General features: G+C 56.6%; 13 protein-coding genes. 11 read left to right on the top strand and 2 right to left on the bottom strand.

The window, feature by feature from the left end; translation table 11 throughout:
• Nucleotides 1-52: 52 nt before the first annotated feature.
• Nucleotides 53-1,336 carry an HAAAP family serine/threonine permease gene (locus AC6I8I_RS18525; RefSeq protein ID WP_312758860.1) on the bottom strand — a complete coding sequence of 428 codons (1,284 nt, stop codon included), beginning with the start codon at nt 1,334-1,336 and terminating at the stop codon, nt 53-55.
• A 499-nt stretch (nt 1,337-1,835) separates the two neighbouring features.
• Here AC6I8I_RS18525 and AC6I8I_RS18520 point away from each other — a divergent pair, with 499 nt between their 5' ends.
• The 4 genes from AC6I8I_RS18520 (at nt 1,836) to gntU (ending at nt 5,649) form a co-directional block, all read left to right on the top strand.
• Nucleotides 1,836-2,531: a pirin family protein gene (locus AC6I8I_RS18520; RefSeq protein ID WP_312054305.1), complete on the top strand. Its 696-nt coding sequence runs from the start codon at nt 1,836-1,838 to the stop codon at nt 2,529-2,531.
• A 102-nt stretch (nt 2,532-2,633) separates the two neighbouring features.
• Nucleotides 2,634-3,629 carry a gluconate operon transcriptional repressor GntR gene (gntR, locus tag AC6I8I_RS18515; protein ID WP_312758862.1) on the top strand — a complete coding sequence of 332 codons (996 nt, stop codon included), beginning with the start codon at nt 2,634-2,636 and terminating at the stop codon, nt 3,627-3,629.
• A gap of 140 nt (nt 3,630-3,769) precedes the next feature.
• Nucleotides 3,770-4,306 (top strand): gluconokinase, encoded by a 537-nt coding sequence (gene gntK, locus AC6I8I_RS18510; protein ID WP_233986880.1) that lies wholly within the window; start codon nt 3,770-3,772, stop codon nt 4,304-4,306.
• 2 nt (nt 4,307-4,308) lie between these two features.
• Nucleotides 4,309-5,649 carry a gluconate transporter gene (gene gntU, locus AC6I8I_RS18505; RefSeq protein ID WP_010253270.1) on the top strand — a complete coding sequence of 447 codons (1,341 nt, stop codon included), beginning with the start codon at nt 4,309-4,311 and terminating at the stop codon, nt 5,647-5,649.
• A gap of 71 nt (nt 5,650-5,720) precedes the next feature.
• Here gntU and AC6I8I_RS18500 read toward each other — a convergent pair whose 3' ends face one another.
• On the bottom strand, nt 5,721-6,272 hold the full coding sequence (locus tag AC6I8I_RS18500) for a YhgN family NAAT transporter (RefSeq protein ID WP_312054428.1): 552 nt from the start codon (nt 6,270-6,272) through the stop codon (nt 5,721-5,723).
• On the opposite strand from AC6I8I_RS18500, the gene AC6I8I_RS18495 reads away from it, so the two are divergent.
• The 7 genes from AC6I8I_RS18495 (at nt 6,163) to glgP (ending at nt 17,437) form a co-directional block, all read left to right on the top strand.
• On the top strand, nt 6,163-6,498 hold the full coding sequence (locus AC6I8I_RS18495; RefSeq protein ID WP_312054430.1) for a hypothetical protein: 336 nt from the start codon (nt 6,163-6,165) through the stop codon (nt 6,496-6,498). The two genes, AC6I8I_RS18500 and AC6I8I_RS18495, sit on opposite strands and share 110 nt — an antisense overlap.
• Before the next feature lie 35 nt (nt 6,499-6,533).
• Nucleotides 6,534-7,643: an aspartate-semialdehyde dehydrogenase gene (gene asd, locus AC6I8I_RS18490; RefSeq protein WP_312054312.1), complete on the top strand. Its 1,110-nt coding sequence runs from the start codon at nt 6,534-6,536 to the stop codon at nt 7,641-7,643.
• A 365-nt stretch (nt 7,644-8,008) separates the two neighbouring features.
• A complete protein-coding gene (gene glgB / locus AC6I8I_RS18485; protein WP_312054313.1) occupies nt 8,009-10,192 on the top strand; it encodes a 1,4-alpha-glucan branching enzyme in 2,184 nt (727 codons plus the stop codon).
• Entirely contained in the window at nt 10,189-12,171 is a 1,983-nt protein-coding gene (gene glgX / locus AC6I8I_RS18480) for a glycogen debranching protein GlgX (RefSeq protein ID WP_497820566.1), read from the top strand. The genes glgB and glgX overlap by 4 nt, the downstream gene beginning before the upstream one ends.
• A 10-nt stretch (nt 12,172-12,181) precedes the next feature.
• The gene (gene glgC, locus AC6I8I_RS18475; RefSeq protein WP_031375633.1) at nt 12,182-13,474 is read left to right on the top strand and encodes a glucose-1-phosphate adenylyltransferase; all 1,293 of its coding nucleotides are present in this window, start codon (nt 12,182-12,184) and stop codon (nt 13,472-13,474) included.
• 62 nt (nt 13,475-13,536) lie between these two features.
• A complete protein-coding gene (gene glgA / locus AC6I8I_RS18470; protein WP_312054316.1) occupies nt 13,537-14,970 on the top strand; it encodes a glycogen synthase GlgA in 1,434 nt (477 codons plus the stop codon).
• Nucleotides 14,971-14,989: 19 nt separating this feature from the next.
• The gene (gene glgP, locus AC6I8I_RS18465) at nt 14,990-17,437 is read left to right on the top strand and encodes a glycogen phosphorylase (protein ID WP_312054318.1); all 2,448 of its coding nucleotides are present in this window, start codon (nt 14,990-14,992) and stop codon (nt 17,435-17,437) included.
• Nucleotides 17,438-17,604 lie beyond the last annotated feature (167 nt).

Raw genomic sequence — 17,604 nt, 5'->3', positions numbered from 1 at the left:
CATGCGGATTGCAATATAAACGAGGTGCTGACCGGTATGGCAAGCGACGGCATTAGTTCAGTAAAGAAAAGGCGATGGCGGAGATAGCAATCAGGCCGATGATGACGACAAAGAGATTGCTCAGATGACCGCTATATTTACGCATCGCCGGGACTTTATTGATGGCGTACATCGGCATCAGGAACAGGATCATGGCGATAACCGGTCCGCCCAGCGTTTCAATCATGCCAAGAATGCTGGGGTTCAGGGTGGCAACAAGCCAGGTGGTGGCCAGCATAAAGAAGGCGGTGATGCGGTTCAGTTTATTAATTTCGATCGACTTACCTTTGCTGCGAAGCGATTTAATCACCATGCCGTTGAAACCTTCACGCGCACCCAGATAGTGGCCGAGAAAGGATTTGGTGATCGCGATAATGGCGATAATCGGGGCCATCCAGGCAATCAACGGGGCATTAAAATGGTTAGCGAGGTAGGAAAGGATGGAAATATTCTGCGCCTTCGCCTCCGCCAGGTTTGCCGGGGAGAGACTCAGGACGCAGCTGAAGACGAAGAACATCACGGTGAGGACCATCATGATATGGGCGCAAGCCAAAATGCGTGAACATTTTGACGCCGCCTGATCGCCGTACTCCTGACGCTTGGCCACTGCAAACGATGAAATAATCGGCGAGTGATTGAAGGAGAACACCATCACGGGAATGGCCAGCCACAGCGTGAGCCATAATCCGCCGCCGGTGGTTTCGGAACCCTTCATCGAGAGCGTATCCAGAATGGCTCCGTTCCACTGCGGGATCAGATACAGCGCGAGCAGCATCAGGGCGGCCACGAACGGGAACACCAGAATACTCATCGCCTTCACAATCGCTTTTTCGCCGAAGCGCACAATCGCCATCATGCCGACAATCAGAATGAAAGCCAGTACCGCACGCGGTGGCGATATTAAATGAAGCTGGTGGGTGAGAAAGCTGTCGACGGTGTTGGTAATCGCGACGCTGTACACCAGCAGAATAGGGTAAATAGCAAAAAAATAGAGCAGGGTGATCAGTTTTCCCGCGCCGGTTCCAAAATGTTCCTCCACCACTTCAGTAATGTTTTCTCCAGGATTCTTGCCGGAAAGAACAAAACGGGTGAGCCCACGATGAGCAAAGAAGGTCATCGGGAAAGCCAGCAGCGCCATAATGATTAACGGCAGTAAACCGCCAGTGCCGGCATTGATCGGCAAAAACAAAACGCCAGCACCAATTGCTGTGCCATACAGTCCCAGCATCCAGACGGTATCGCTTTTTCTCCAGCGTGGAGTTTCATCTGATATCAGCGTATTTTGAACGGCATCCATAATTGGGTTCCTAATAATAATCAGAAATAAAATGAATCGGAGAGTATTTAAAGCCACAGGCTTTTTATTTGCTGGCTATTTTAGTAGGGTTTGAGTGGGCGGGGCGTTTACAGCGATCACATTATTCATTTTATAAATAAACTTTTAAGGTATCAAAAGTCATCCCTTATTAAGGGTTATTTTTAAATTATCATTTTTAATGCGTTAATTATTTCTCTAACACCTTAAATTTAGCCTGAATATGCCCGGGCCGGTAAAAAGAAAAAATAAAGTCAAAACTGATTATCCCGCTTTCATTATCCGGCAGATTTATCCGTCTTTCCGGTATGTCCGCGCTCTCCCTTCATTGCCTCAACCCTTCACCAACGGCGTTCGTTCGATCTGTTTCAGTGATAAGTCCGCTTTTGTTCAATGATTTTGAACAGAGGCGTGAAGTTTTTCAGCTATCAATCAACGCGCCTCAGGGAGAGACTATAAAAAACATTGAGGAGATTTGAACATGATTTATGTACGTAAAGCTGAAGAACGCGGTCACGCTAACCACGGCTGGCTTGATAGCTGGCACACCTTTTCCTTCGCCAGCTATCACGACGCTAACTTTATGGGTTTCTCCGCGCTGCGGGTGATCAATGAAGATGTGGTGGAAGGCGGCCAGGGTTTTGGTACCCATCCGCATAAAGATATGGAAATTCTGACTTACGTGCTCTCCGGCACGGTTGAGCATCAGGACAGCATGGGCAACAAAGAGCAGATCCCGGCCGGGGAATTCCAGATTATGAGCGCCGGTACCGGTGTGCGTCACTCGGAGTACAACGCCAGTGCCACCGAGCCGCTGCATCTTTACCAGATCTGGATCATTCCTGAGCGTACCGGCATTGAGCCTCGCTACGATCAGCGTCGCTTCCCGGATGTGCAGGGACGTCAGCTGGTGCTGAGTCCGGATGCGCGAGAAGGCTCGCTGAAGGTTTATCAGGATATGACCTTATCACGCTGGGTGCTGGCGGCAGGTGAGCAGGACAACGTCGCAATTGATGCCGGTCGACGCATCTGGATTCAGGTGGTTAAAGGTGATGTTACCGTCAACGGTCAGGCGGTTACCACCAGCGATGCGCTGGCTATCTGGGATGAAAGTGCACTGACCATCGAGGCCAGCAGCGCCGCCGAAGTGCTGCTGTTTGATCTGCCACCGGTCTGATTCGGTTACGGGCGCGCAACGTCGCGCCCGGTTGGCAATCTGGTGACAGAAAAGTGATAGACTCATCGTACTTAAGCTATGAGGGCGATCCCAGGCGCTACGATGAAGAAGAAAAGACCGGTATTACAGGACGTTGCCGATCGCGTCGGCATTACTAAAATGACCGTCAGCCGTTACCTGCGCAATCCTGAGCAGGTCTCCATTGCCCTGCGCGATAAGATTGCCGTGGCGCTGGATGAGCTGGGTTATATCCCTAATCGCGCACCCGACATGCTTTCTAATGCGACCAGCCGCGCCATTGGCGTGCTGCTGCCGTCGCTCACCAACCAGGTTTTCGCCGACGTTCTGCGCGGCATTGAAGCCGTCACCGATGAGGCGGGCTACCAGACGCTGGTGGCTCACTTCGGCTATAACCCGCAAAAAGAAGAGTTACAGCTGCGCTCGCTGCTCGGCTGGAACATTGATGGGGTGATCCTGACCGAACGCACCCATACTCCGGGCACGCTGCGGATGCTGGAGGTGGCCGGCATTCCGGTGATTGAGATGATGGACAGCGTGACGCCCTGCCTGGATATGGCGGTAGGCTTCGACAACGTGGAAGCGGCACGTCAGATGACCCAGGCTATTCTGCGTAAAGGCCATCGTTATACGGTTTACCTTGGCGCGCGGCTGGATGAACGTACGCTGCAAAAGCAGCGCGGTTATGAAGCGGCGATGCGCGAAGCGGGGCTGACGCCGCGCAGCGTAATGATGGAAGATGCCTCGTCGTTCAGCGCCGGTTGCGATCTGCTGCGAGAAGCGCAACGACTCTATCCTGAAACCGACAGCCTGTTCTGTACCAATGATGACCTGGCGGTTGGCGCGATGTTTGAATGCCAGCGGCAAGGGTTGCAGGTGCCGAGCCAGATGGCGATTGCTGGTTTTCACGGTCACGACATCAGTCAGGTGGTGACGCCGCAACTGGCAACGGTACTGACGCCGCGCGACCGGATGGGACGTGAAGCGGCGGCGCTGCTGCTGGCGCGTATCGCCGGTGACAGCAGCGTGAATCAACCGCTCGATGTCGGTTTTGAAATCAGTGAAGGTGGCAGCATCTGATTCTGGCGATTTTATGAGTCAGCTCACACTTTCGTGCTTTTCCCGGTAAAAAGGTTGCCAGGCTGTTAAGCGGTCAAGACAATGAGAAACGACATTGTTATCGGTAACATTGGCAAACTCATCCCTGCCGGAGCAGAAAAATGACAACGCAATCCCCGTCGCATCACGTTTTTATCCTGATGGGCGTTTCAGGCAGCGGTAAGTCTGCCGTCGCCAACCAGGTGTCACATCAACTGAATACCGCCTTTCTCGACGGTGATTTTCTCCACCCGCGCGCCAACATCCTGAAAATGGCCGACGGTCATCCGCTGGATGATAACGACCGTCAGCCGTGGTTACAGGCGCTGAACGATGCCGCTTTTGCGATGCAACGTACCCAGGCGATTTCGGTGATTGTCTGCTCAGCGCTGAAAAAAAGTTATCGCGATATTCTGCGTCAGGGGAATGACAACCTGCGTTTCGTCTATCTGAAAGGCGACTTCGACACCATCGAAGCCCGTCTCAAAGCGCGTAAGGGTCACTTCTTCAAGCCGCAAATGCTGGTCACTCAGTTTGCGACGCTGGAAGAGCCCGGCAGCGATGAGCCGGATGTACTGGTGGTGGATATCGATCATTCACTCGACGAGGTTGTGGCGGCTACGGTTGCGACTATCAGGGACGCAATCAGCCAGGGTTAGAGATGAATACCGCAACACTTGTTTTGACTGCAGCAGGCTCTGTCCTGCTGCTGCTTTTTCTGGTGATGAAAGCGCGCATGCACGCCTTTGTCGCCCTGATGTTAGTGTCGATTGGCGCTGGGTTATTCTCCGGTATGCCGCTGAATCAGATCGCCGAAACCATGCAGAAGGGGATGGGCGGCACGCTCGGCTTCCTCGCTATTGTGGTGGCGCTGGGCGCGATGTTCGGCAAAATCCTGCACGAAACCGGCGCCGTCGATCAGATCGCTATCCGGATGCTGAAAACCTTTGGTCAGAGTCGCGCTCATTACGCAATGGGCATTGCCGGCCTGATCTGCGCGCTGCCGCTGTTTTTTGAAGTGGCGGTGGTGCTGCTAATCAGTATCGCTTTTGCCGTGGCGCGGCGTACCGGTGGCAACCTGGTTAAGCTGGTGATCCCGCTGTTTGCCGGGGTTGCCGCCGCGGCCGCCTTCCTGCTGCCGGGTCCGGCACCGATGCTGCTGGCCTCGCAGATGCACGCTGACTTTGGCTGGATGATCCTGCTTGGTCTGTGCGCGGCGATCCCCGGCATGTTGATTGCCGGTCCACTGTTCGGCAATTTCATCGGGAATCACGTCTCCTTCAGCGCGCCACCGGAAGATCATCAGCCGGATGTCGATGAGAGTAAGCTGCCCTCGTTTGGCTTCAGCCTGTCATTGATTCTGTTCCCGCTGGTGCTGGTCGGCCTGAAAACTATCGGCGCGCGCTTCACCACCGAAGGCACCACCTTATATGAGTGGCTGGAGTTTATCGGCCACCCGTTTACCGCCATTCTGCTGGCGTTGCTGGTGGCGATTTATGGTCTGGCCTACCGTCAGGGCATGGACAAAGAGCGGGTGATGCAGGTGTGCGGCAGTGCGCTGCAACCGGCGGGTATTATCCTGTTGGTGATTGGTGCGGGCGGGGTGTTTAAGCAGGTGCTGGTGGATTCCGGCGTCGGCCCGGTGCTGGGTAACGCCCTGACCGGTGCGGGACTGCCGATTGCGCTGGCCTGCTTTATCCTGTCGGGCGCAGTGCGGGTGATTCAGGGGTCGGCGACGGTCGCCTGTCTGACCACGGTCGGCCTGATTATGCCGGTGATTGAACCGCTGCACTACAGCGGCGCTCAGCTGGCGGCACTGTCGATCTGTATCGGCGGCGGGTCGATTATTATCAGTCACGTCAATGATGCCGGTTTCTGGCTGTTTGGCCGCTTCACCGGGGCCAGCGAAGCAGAGACCCTGAAAACCTGGACGCTGATGGAAACCATTCTCGGCACCGTTGGCGCGGTGGTGGGGATGATCGCCTTTACGTTGTTATCGTAACGGTGCCGCTCTCCGGTTCCGTTCTTCCCTGCTGTGACGGGGGGAAGAACGGAGCTGATGACAGCGACTCACTACAGCTTCAGATAGGCCCGAATCCCATCAAGGAACATCTGGGTCGCCAGCATAATCAGAATCAATCCCATCAGCCGCTCCAGCGCATTGACTCCTTTATCGCCCAGCAGGCGCAGGAACAGGCCCGACAGCAGCAAAATGCCGACCGTAACGCCCCAGGCAATCAACAGCGCACCCACCAGATGCGTCATCTGGTGCGGGTACTGATGTGACAACAGCATCAGGGTCGCCAGCAGCGACGGTCCGGCGACCAGCGGGATCGCCAGCGGCACCAGAAACGGTTCTTCACCTGCCGATAAGCCGGTGCTGCTGCTCTCCTCCGATGGGAAAATCATCTTAATAGCGATTAAGAACAGAATTATCCCGCCAGAAATCGACACCGTCTCGGTACGCAGATTCAGAAACGCCAGAATGCGTTCACCGGTAAACAGAAACAGCAACATGATGATTAATGCAATCAGCATTTCGCGTATCAGAACCACTCGCCGCCGTTTCGGTTCCAGATGCTTTAAAACCGACATAAAAATGGGCAAATTGCCCAGTGGGTCCATAATTAACAACAATAATAGGGTTGCTGAAATCATTTCAGTCATTCGTTTTGCGCCGTCTCGTGAGCTAAAAAGGGCTGTTATTAGTTACGCTGCTGAAAAAGTTAGCGTAATCGAATTAATTCACTTGCCAGAAAGCCTGCATTTTGTAGAGTTGGTAGTCACAGCTAAATCTTATTATTACGCAGAGCGGCGTGAAAATAACACGTCGTTCCCTCCTCTGAAATGAAAAGCAGGTGTGAAACCGCCTGAGACGGACACGACATGAAGAATGTAGGTTTTGTTGGTTGGCGCGGTATGGTCGGCTCAGTGCTGATGTCCCGCATGAGCGAAGAGCGCGATTTTGATCTCATCAATCCGGTGTTCTTCTCGACGTCGCAGCACGGCCAGGCGGCCCCGGCTTTTGGCGGTAAGCAGCAGGGTGTTCTGCAGGATGCGTTTGATATCGAGGCGCTGCGTGCGCTGGATATCATCATCACCTGCCAGGGCGGTGACTACACCAGCGAGGTCTATCCGAAGCTGCGCGAGAGTGGCTGGCAGGGTTACTGGATCGATGCCGCCTCTACGCTGCGGATGAAAGACGATGCGATCATCATCCTCGACCCGGTTAACCATCAGGTGATCCGTGAAGGTATCGATCGCGGCATCAGGACCTTTGTCGGCGGAAACTGCACCGTCAGCCTGATGCTGATGTCACTCGGCGGGCTGTTTGCGCAGGATCTGGTGGAGTGGGCCTCGGTGGCGACCTATCAGGCGGCGTCAGGCGGCGGTGCGCGTCATATGCGTGAGCTGCTGACCCAGATGGGCATGCTGCACGATCACGTGGCGCCTGCGCTGCAGAATCCGGCCTCGGCCATTCTCGATATCGAGCGTAGCGTCACCGACTTCACCCGCTCCGGTACCCTGCCGACCGATAACTTCGGCGTGCCGCTGGCTGGCAGCCTGATCCCGTGGATCGACAAGCAGCTGGATAACGGTCAGAGCCGTGAAGAGTGGAAAGGGCAGGCGGAAACCAACAAGATCCTCGCCACCCGTAACGTGATTCCGGTTGATGGACTGTGTGTACGCGTCGGTGCGCTGCGCTGTCATAGCCAGGCGTTTACCCTGAAGCTGAAACGCGACCTGCCGCTGGCCGAAATCGAGCAGCTGCTGGCTGCGCACAATCAGTGGGTCAAAGTGGTGCCGAACGATCGCGAACGCACGATGCGCGAGCTGACGCCAGCGGCGGTGACCGGCACGCTGACCACGCCGGTTGGCCGTCTGCGTAAACTGAATATGGGGCCGGAGTACCTCTCGGCCTTTACCGTCGGTGACCAGTTACTCTGGGGTGCAGCGGAACCGCTACGCCGTATGCTGCGGTTGTTAACCAACTAACCGATGACGCTCGTCAAAGGCCGGATTTATCCGGCCTTTTTTGTTTTTGTCGCAGCATATCTGAGCTGCCGTTTCGCTTACTCAGTGATCAGCTTCCCTTTTTTACCGCTCGGTGAATAATTTTTTGTTTTCAGCCATGGCAACTGCCGCTACCAAGCTATGATTTAACCATGATGTGCCGCAGGTTGACTGTTTTGCTTTCCGGACTAAATGGTTGTTGTACACGGCAAAGACACTTTTCCCATGGAATGGCCTGACTCCTTTTGTCGTCGTACGTATGGCTCAATGAAGAGCAGTGCATGTGAAGCGCGACAAGTCGTGTCGTGTTGTTCATTTCGCCTGCCAAATATCACAGGAAGAAAGTCATGTCAGAGCTTCCCGATCGCGATGCGATCAATGCCCTGTTTGCAGGTAATTATTCTGACCCGTTTGCGTTACTGGGGATGCACCAGACTCAGCAAGGCCTGGAAGTCAGGGCTTTGTTACCTGAAGCGCTTGAGGTGTGGGTAATCGAAACCTCCACCGGGCGCAAACTTGCGCAGCTGGCGTGCGAAGATGCACGCGGCTTCTTCAGCGGGGTGATCCCACGCCGTAAAAACCGTTTCCGCTATCAGCTGGCGGTGAACTGGCACGGCCAGCAGAACCTGATCGACGATGCCTACCGCTTTGGCCCGCTGCTGCAGGAGATGGACCTGTGGCTGCTGGCCGAAGGCACCCACCTGCGCCCTTACGAAACGCTGGGCGCCCACGGTGACGTGATTGATGGCGTCACCGGTACCCGTTTCTGCGTCTGGGCGCCCAATGCCCGTCGCGTGTCGGTAGTGGGGGATTTCAACTTCTGGGATGGCCGCCGTCACCCGATGCGCCTGCGTAAAGAGATGGGCATCTGGGAGCTGTTTGTGCCTGGCGCGGTTAACGGGCAGCTGTATAAATTTGAAATTATCGATGCCAATGGTCAGCTGCGCATTAAAGCGGATCCGTTCGCTTTTGAGGCGCAGATGCGACCACAAACGGCTTCGATGATTTGTGGCCTGCCCGATGCCATCGAAATGAAAGATGCGCGCAAAGCGGCCAACGCCTTTGATGCACCGATCTCGATTTATGAAGTGCATCTCGGTTCATGGCGACGTCATACCGACAATAACTTCTGGCTGAGCTACAAAGAGCTGGCTGAACAGCTGGTGCCCTACGTCAAAGAGATGGGCTTTACCCATATCGAACTGCTGCCCATCAACGAACACCCGTTTGATGGCAGCTGGGGTTATCAGCCGCTGGGCATGTATGCGCCGACCCGTCGCTTCGGGACCCGTGACGAATTCCGCGCCTTTATCGACAGCGCCCATGCCGCCGGCCTGAACGTGCTGCTGGACTGGGTGCCGGGCCACTTCCCGAGTGATGACTTTGGTCTGGCAAAATTTGATGGCACCGAGCTGTACGAACACAGCGATCCGCGTGAAGGTTTTCATCAGGACTGGAACACCCTGATCTATAACTTTGGCCGCCGTGAAGTCAGCAACTACCTATCGGGCAATGCGCTCTACTGGGTTGAACGTTTTGGCATTGATGGTCTGCGCGTCGATGCGGTGGCGTCGATGATTTACCGCGACTACAGCCGCGCGGAAGGCGAGTGGGTGCCTAACCAGTATGGCGGGCGCGAAAACCTCGAAGCGATTGAATTTCTGCGCTACACCAACCGCACGCTGGGCACCGTGGCACCCGGATCGGTCACCATGGCGGAAGAGTCGACCGATTACCCTGGCGTGACGCGGCCGACCGAAGGCGACGGACTGGGCTTCTGGTTCAAGTGGAACCTCGGCTGGATGCACGACACGCTCGACTACATGAAACTCGATCCGATTCATCGCCGTTATCATCACAACCTGATGAGCTTCGGCATGATGTACAACTACACCGAGAATTTTGTGTTGCCGCTGTCACACGACGAAGTGGTGCACGGTAAGCGCTCGATTCTCGACCGCATGCCGGGCGACGCGTGGCAGAAGTTCGCCAACCTGCGCGCCTATTACGGCTGGATGTGGGGCTTCCCGGGCAAGAAACTGCTGTTTATGGGCAATGAGTTCGCCCAGGGCCGCGAGTGGAATCATGACGTCAGCCTCGACTGGCATCTGCTGGAAGGCGGTGACAACTGGCACCACGGCGTTCAGCGTCTGGTGCGCGATCTTAACCATACCTATCAATACTACACGCCGCTGCATCAGCTCGACTTCGATCCGCAGGGATTTGAGTGGCTGGTGGTCGACGATGCGGAGCATTCGGTGTTTGCCTTTGTCCGTCGCGATCGTGAAGGCAATGAAGTGATCGTGGTCAGTAACTTTACGCCGGTGCCGCGGCCGGGTTACCGCTTTGGCGTGAACCAGCCCGGCAAGTGGCGCGAAGTGCTGAATACCGACCAGCATGAGTACCACGGCAGCGACGTGCGCAACCACGGCGTGCAGACCGATCAGCAGCCGAGCCATGGGCGACCGCAGTCGCTGAGCCTGAATCTGCCGCCGCTGGCAACGCTGTGGCTGGTGCGGGAGGGCGAATGACCATAACGGCCGGCGATCCGCAGCCGCCTGGTGCCAGTTACGATGGCAAGGGCGTCAATTTCACCCTGTTTTCACAGCATGCCAGCCGCGTTGAGCTGTGCCTGTTTGATGAAAACGGCGTGGAGCAGCGTAGCGATCTGCCGGGCCGCAGCGGCGATATCTGGCATGGCTATGTTCCGACACTAAAGCCAGGGCAGCGTTACGGCTTTCGGGTCCACGGTCCATGGGCGCCCCGTCAGGGGCATCGTTTTAACCCGGCGAAGCTGCTGGTGGACCCATGCGCCCGCGCGGTAGAAGGCGACGTGCCGGACGATGCCCGTTTTCACGGCGGTATCAGCGAGCCTGATCCGCACGACAGCGCGGCGATCGCGCCGAAGTCGCTGGTGGTGGCGGAAGATTTCGACTGGCAGGACGATGTTGCGCCGCGCACCCCGTGGGGCAACACCGTGATTTATGAGGCGCACGTGCGCGGCCTGACCCGGCAGCATCCGGAAATTCCGGAAACGCTACGCGGCACTTACGCGGCGCTCGGCCATCCTGTTATGGTGGATTATCTGCGCCGTCTCGGTATCACGGCGATTGAGCTGCTGCCGGTGGCCCATTTTGCCAGCGAGCCGCGTTTGCTTCAGCTTGGGCTAAGCAATTACTGGGGCTATAACCCGTTTGCCCTCTGGGCGGTCGATCCGCGCTACGCCGCCGGACAGGATGGGCTGACGCCGCTGCAGGAGTTTCAGCAGGCGGTCAAAAACCTGCATGCGGCGGGGATAGAAGTGCTGCTGGATGTGGTGTTTAACCACACCGCCGAACTGGACGCCATCGGTCCGACCATTTCAATGCGCGGCATCGATAACGCCAGCTATTACTGGCTGGATGAGCAGGGCGACTACCAGAACTGGACCGGCTGTGGCAACACGCTCAATCTGCATCATCCGCAGGTGATGGCGTGGGTGCTGGATGCGCTGCGCTACTGGGTGCGGGTTTGTCACGTCGACGGTTTCCGCTTTGATCTGGCACCGGTGCTGGGGCGCACGCCCGATTACCAGCGCGATGCGCCGCTGTTTGAGGCGATACGCGCCTGTCCGCTGCTGTCCAAGGTCAAGCTGATTGCCGAACCCTGGGATATCGGACCCAATGGCTACCAGGTCGGCCAGTTTCCTGCGCCGTTTGCTGAATGGAACGATCGCTTCCGCGACACCGCGCGACGTTACTGGCTGCACGGTGCAATGAGCAACGGCGAGTTTGCCCGTCGCTTTGCCGCCTCCAGCGATCTTTTTCAGCAAGAGGACCGGCAGCCACACGCCACCGTCAACCTGATCACCGCTCACGACGGCTTTACGCTGTGGGATGTGGTGAGCTTTGAACGCAAACACAACGAAGCCAACGGGGAAGATAACCGTGACGGACACGGCGATAACTACAGCCATAACCATGGCAAAGAGGGGCTGAACGTCAGCTTCGATGTGATTGAGCGCCGCCGTCGCAGCGTGCGGGGCTTGCTCACCACCCTGTTACTGTCGCAGGGCACACCGATGCTGCTGGCGGGCGACGAGCGCGGCCACACGCAGCACGGTAACAACAACGCCTACTGTCAGGATAACGCCCTGAGCTGGCTTGACTGGCGGGCGGATGAGAAAGGATTGGTCGGATTCACTGCGGCCCTGATCCGGCTGCGTCAGCAAATTCCGGCGCTGACGGCGGATCGCTGGTGGCAGGAAGGTGATGGCAATGTGCAGTGGCTCAATGCCGGTGGCCAGCCACTGCAACACGATGAATGGGCACAGGGGACGCACAGATTGCAGATCCTGCTGTCCGGCCGCTGGTTAATAACAATAAACGCCACGGACTCGGTGAATGACATCGTGTTACCAGACGGAGAATGGCGTGCCCTTCCTCCTTTCGCCGGGGACGATAACCCCATCCTGTTAACTGTCTGGCATGGTCCCGCACACGGTGTGTGCGTGTTCCAAAAGCAATCATAAGGAGTCAGACATGGTTAAATTAGACAGAACAGATCACCTGATGCTGGCGCGCCAGCTCCCTACACAAACGGTTGCTCTGATCCTCGCCGGTGGACGCGGTACACGGCTGGTCGACCTGACAGCAAAACGTGCCAAGCCGGCGGTGCACTTCGGCGGCAAGTTCCGCATTATCGACTTTGCCTTGTCCAACTGCGTTAACTCCGGTATCCGCCGCATTGGCGTGATTACCCAGTACCAGTCCCACACCCTGACCCAGCACATCCAGCGTGGCTGGTCGATCTTCAATGAAGAGATGAATGAGTTTGTGGATTTGCTGCCAGCGCAGCAGCGCTTCTCCACCGAACAGTGGTATCGCGGCACCGCCGATGCGGTAACGCAAAACCTTGATGTGATTCGCCGTTATCAGGCGCAGTACATCGTGATCCTCGCCGGGGACCACATTTATAAGATGGATTATTCGCGCATGCTGCTGGATCACGTGGTCAACGAGGCGAAATGTACCATCGCCTGTTTGCCGGTGCCGGTGCATGAGGCCACCGCGTTTGGCGTGATGGCGGTTAACGAAGAGAACATGGTGATCGACTTCGTTGAGAAGCCGCCAAAACCGCCGACCATGCCGGGTGATGACACCCAGGCGCTGGCCAGTATGGGGATCTACGTCTTCAACGCCGACTATCTTTATGCGTTGCTGGAAGAAGATCTGCAGACCCCCGGCTCAAATCACGATTTTGGCAAAGATATTCTGCCGAAAATCGTGGCGAGCGGTGAAGGCTACGCGCACTCCTTTGCGCTTTCCTGCGTGCAGAACGACGACAAAGCACCGCCTTACTGGCGCGATGTCGGCACGCTGGAAGCTTACTGGCGCGCGAACCTCGACCTGGCCTCGGTGATGCCGGAACTGGATATGTATGACGTGACCTGGCCAATTCGCACCCATATGGAGCCGCTGCCGCCCGCCAAGTTTGTCCAGGATCGCTCAGGCAGTCACGGCATGACCATGAACTCACTGGTATCGGGCGGCTGCATTATTTCCGGCTCGGTGGTGGTGAACTCGGTGCTGTTTCCCCGGGTTCGCGTTAACTCGTTTTGCAACATTGATTCAACCGTGCTGCTGCCCGATGTGGTGGTTGGCCGATCCTGCCGTCTGCGCCGCTGTGTGATCGATCGCGCCTGCGAGCTGCCAGAAGGAATGGTCATCGGCGAAAACCCAGATGAAGACAGTCGCCGGTTTCACCGTTCGGATGAAGGCATCGTACTGGTTACCCGCGCCATGCTGGCTAAACTGGCCAATGCGGGGCAGTAAGCGATAGCGGAACACACGCAATCGGCACGCGGATCGTGCCTGATAACTTAATGAGGTCGAGGATGCAGGTTTTACATGTCTGTTCAGAACTTTTCCCGCTGCTCAAAACGGGCGGACTGGCTGATGTAGTCGGGGCATTACCTCAAGCACAAATTGCGGGTGGCACGGATACGCGGGTGTTATTGCCCGCTTTTCCAGCATTGCGCAAGGGCATACCTGATCTTCAGGTGGTAACAGAATTGGATACGTTTGCCGGACATGTACGATTACTGTTTGGTGAGTTTAACGGGGTAGGTATCTACCTGATTGATGCGCCGGCGCTCTATGACCGTCCGGGCAGTCCGTATCATGATGAGTCGCAGTTTGCCTACGTCGATAACTACCTGCGCTTCGCGCTGCTCGGCTGGATGGGCTGTGAGCTGGCGTGTGGGCTGGATGCAATGTGGCGTCCGGATATTGTTCACGCCCACGACTGGCATGCTGGCCTGACCTGCGCCTATCTGGAAGCGCGTGGTCGTCCGGCCAAATCGGTGTTCACCGTGCATAACCTGGCTTATCAGGGGCTGTTCGCGGCGCATCACATGGAAGAGATTGGTCTGCCGTGGTCGTTTTTCAGCATGTACGGACTGGAATTTTTCGGTCAGATCTCTTTCCTCAAAGCGGGTCTCTATTACGCCGATCACGTCACGGCGGTCAGCCCGACCTACGCGCATGAAATCACCTCGGCCGAGTTCGGTTATGGCATGGAAACCTTACTGGCGCAGCGTATGCGTGAAGGTCGCCTGAGCGGCATTCTGAACGGCGTGGACCCGTCAATCTGGGATCCGGCGCATGACCTGCTGCTCAACGCGCGCTATAACCGCGACACGCTGGAAGCCAAGGCGGAAAACAAACGCCAGCTGCAGGTGGCGATGGGGCTGAAGGTGGATGATAAGGCCCCGGTATTCTGCGTCATCAGCCGTCTGACCAAACAGAAAGGGCTGGACCTGGTGCTGGAAGCGCTGCCGGGCCTGCTGGCGCAGGGCGGACAGCTGGTGCTGCTGGGGCAGGGCGATGCCGAGTTGCAACAGGGATTCCTGGCCGCGGCGGCAGAACATCCTGGCAGCGTCGGGGTGCAGATTGGCTATCACGAAGCGTTCTCACACCGCATCGTTGGCGGCGCGGATGTGATTGTGGTGCCGAGCCGATTCGAGCCGTGTGGCCTGACTCAGCTTTATGGCCTGAAGTATGGTACGTTGCCGTTAGTGCGACGTACCGGCGGCCTGGCCGATACGGTCAATGACAGTTCATTAGAGAATCTGGCGGACGGTATCGCCAGTGGCTTCAGTTTTGAAGATGCAAACGCCTGGTCGCTGTTGCGGGCCATCCGGCGTGCGTTTGTATTGTGGTCTCGTCCTTCGTTGTGGCGTTACGTTCAGCGCCAGGCCATGGGGATGGATTTTAGCTGGCAGGTGGCGGCACAAGCCTACCGTGATCTCTACCAACGTTTGATGTAACGGATTGGGAAAACTGGATATGAATGCACCTTTCACTTACGCCTCACCAACGTTGACGGTTGATGCCTTAAAGCATTCGATTGCCTACAAACTGATGTTTACCATCGGTAAAGATCCTTCTATCGCCAATAAGCATGAGTGGCTTAACGCCTCGCTGCTGGCGGTGCGCGACCGGATGGTTGAGCGCTGGCTGCGTTCAAGCCGTGCCCAGCTGTCACAGGACGTGCGGCAGGTTTATTACCTGTCGATGGAGTTCCTGATGGGCCGCACGCTGGGCAATGCGCTGCTGGCGATGGGGATTTATGACGATCTGAACCAGGCGCTGGATGAGATGGGGCTGGACCTGGCCGAGCTGATGGAAGAAGAGAACGATCCTGGCCTCGGTAACGGCGGTCTGGGTCGCCTGGCGGCCTGTTTCCTCGACTCCCTGGCGACGCTGGGTATGCCCGGCCGCGGCTACGGTATTCGTTATGACTACGGCATGTTCAAACAGAACATTGTGGAAGGTGAGCAGAAAGAGTCGCCGGATTACTGGCTTGAGTACGGAAATCCGTGGGAATTCCAGCGCTTCAATACCCGTTACAAAGTGCGTTTTGGCGGCCGGGTGCAGCATGAAGGGGCGAAGGTGCGCTGGCTGGAGACAGAAGAGATTCTGGCGATGGCGTATGACCAGATCATCCCGGGTTTCGACACCGATGCCACCAACACACTGCGGTTGTGGGGCGCGCAGGCGAGTAACGAGATCAACCTCGGTAAATTTAACCAGGGCGACTATTTCGCGGCGGTGGAAGATAAAAACCACTCCGAGAACGTTTCCCGCGTGCTCTATCCCGATGATTCAACCTATTCCGGCCGTGAACTGCGGTTGCGTCAGGAGTATTTCCTGGTGTCCGCCACCGTACAGGACATTCTTAATCGTCACTGGCGGATGCACCAGACCTGGGACAACCTGGCCGATAAAATCGCTATCCACCTGAATGACACCCACCCGGTGCTGGCGATCCCCGAACTGATGCGTCTGCTGATTGACGAACATAAGTTCAGCTGGGACAACGCGTTTGACGTCTGCTGTCAGGTGTTCTCTTACACCAACCACACGCTGATGACCGAAGCGCTGGAGACCTGGCCGGTCGATATGATTGGCAAAATTTTGCCACGTCATCTCAGCATCATTTTCGAGATTAACGACTTCTTCCTGAAAACCATTCAGGACTACTACCCGGATGACTGGGATCTGCTGTCGCGCATTTCGATCATCGATGAGAACGACGGCCGCCGGATTCGCATGGCGTGGCTGGCGGTGGTGGTCAGCCATAAGGTCAATGGCGTCTCTGAACTGCACTCCAACCTGATGGTGCAGTCGCTGTTTGCTGATTTCTCGCGGCTGTTCCCCGGCCGTTTCTGCAACAAGACCAATGGCGTGACGCCGCGTCGCTGGCTGGCGCTGGCGAACCCGGCGCTCTCTGAAGTGCTGGATGAGGAGATCGGCCGCAACTGGCGTACCGATCTCAGCCAGCTCGGCGAGCTGAAAGCGCAGATTGATTATCCGGCCTTTATCGAAAAAGTGGCGGTCGCCAAACATCAGAACAAACGTCGGCTGGCTGACTGGGTGGCGAAAAACCTTGATGTGGTGCTGGACCCGAATGCGCTGTTTGACGTGCAGATTAAACGTATCCATGAGTACAAGCGGCAGCTGCTCAACGTGCTGCATGTGATCACCCGCTATAACCGCATCAAAGCCGATCCACAGGCGGACTGGGTGCCGCGCGTCAATATCTTTGCCGGCAAAGCCGCCTCGGCCTATTACGTCGCCAAGCACATCATTCATCTGATCAACGATGTCGCGAAAGTGATCAACAACGATCCGCAGGTGAAAAATAAGCTGAAGGTGGTCTTCATTCCGAACTACAGCGTCAGCCTGGCGCAGATCATCATCCCGGCGGCCGATCTTTCAGAGCAGATCTCTACCGCCGGTACCGAAGCCTCCGGCACCAGTAACATGAAGTTTGCGCTCAACGGCGCGCTGACCATCGGTACGCTGGATGGCGCCAACGTCGAGATGCTGGATCACGTCGGCGAGGAGAATATCTTCATTTTCGGTAACACCACGCCGCAGGTTGAAGCGCTGCGTAAAGGCGGATATAACCCGCGTCAGTACTACGAAGAGGACCCGGAGCTGCATCAGGTGCTGACCCAGCTGGCCTCTGGCGTATTCAGCCCGCAGGAGCCAGGTCGCTACCGTAACCTGTTTGATTCGCTGGTGAACTTCGGCGATCACTATCAGCTGCTGGCGGATTACCGCAGTTATGTCGATACCCAGGACAAGGTGGATGCGCTCTATCGCCAGCCGGACGAATGGCAGCGGCGTGCCGCGATGAACATTGCCGGCATGGGCTATTTCTCGTCGGACCGCACCATTCAGGAGTATGCCGATGAGATCTGGAATATTTCGCCGATAAGATTATAAGACGCGCACGTCACCGCCCGCGGTGACGTTATCATTCGCGGCGGCCGAGGGAGCGGCCGCACTGCTTCACGCCCGTCATTTCCGCTACCGCCGATCCACCGTGACGTTCAGCGCTTCCCCTGATCAGGCTGATACCTGCACTCATCCCGCTTTGCCGTGACGGCAGC

The organism is Pantoea sp. X-Soil-YNGN-775 (genome assembly GCF_059730575.1).
The sequence above is the reverse complement of the archived record's forward strand: the minus strand, read 5'-3'. Positions and strand labels throughout refer to the sequence as shown.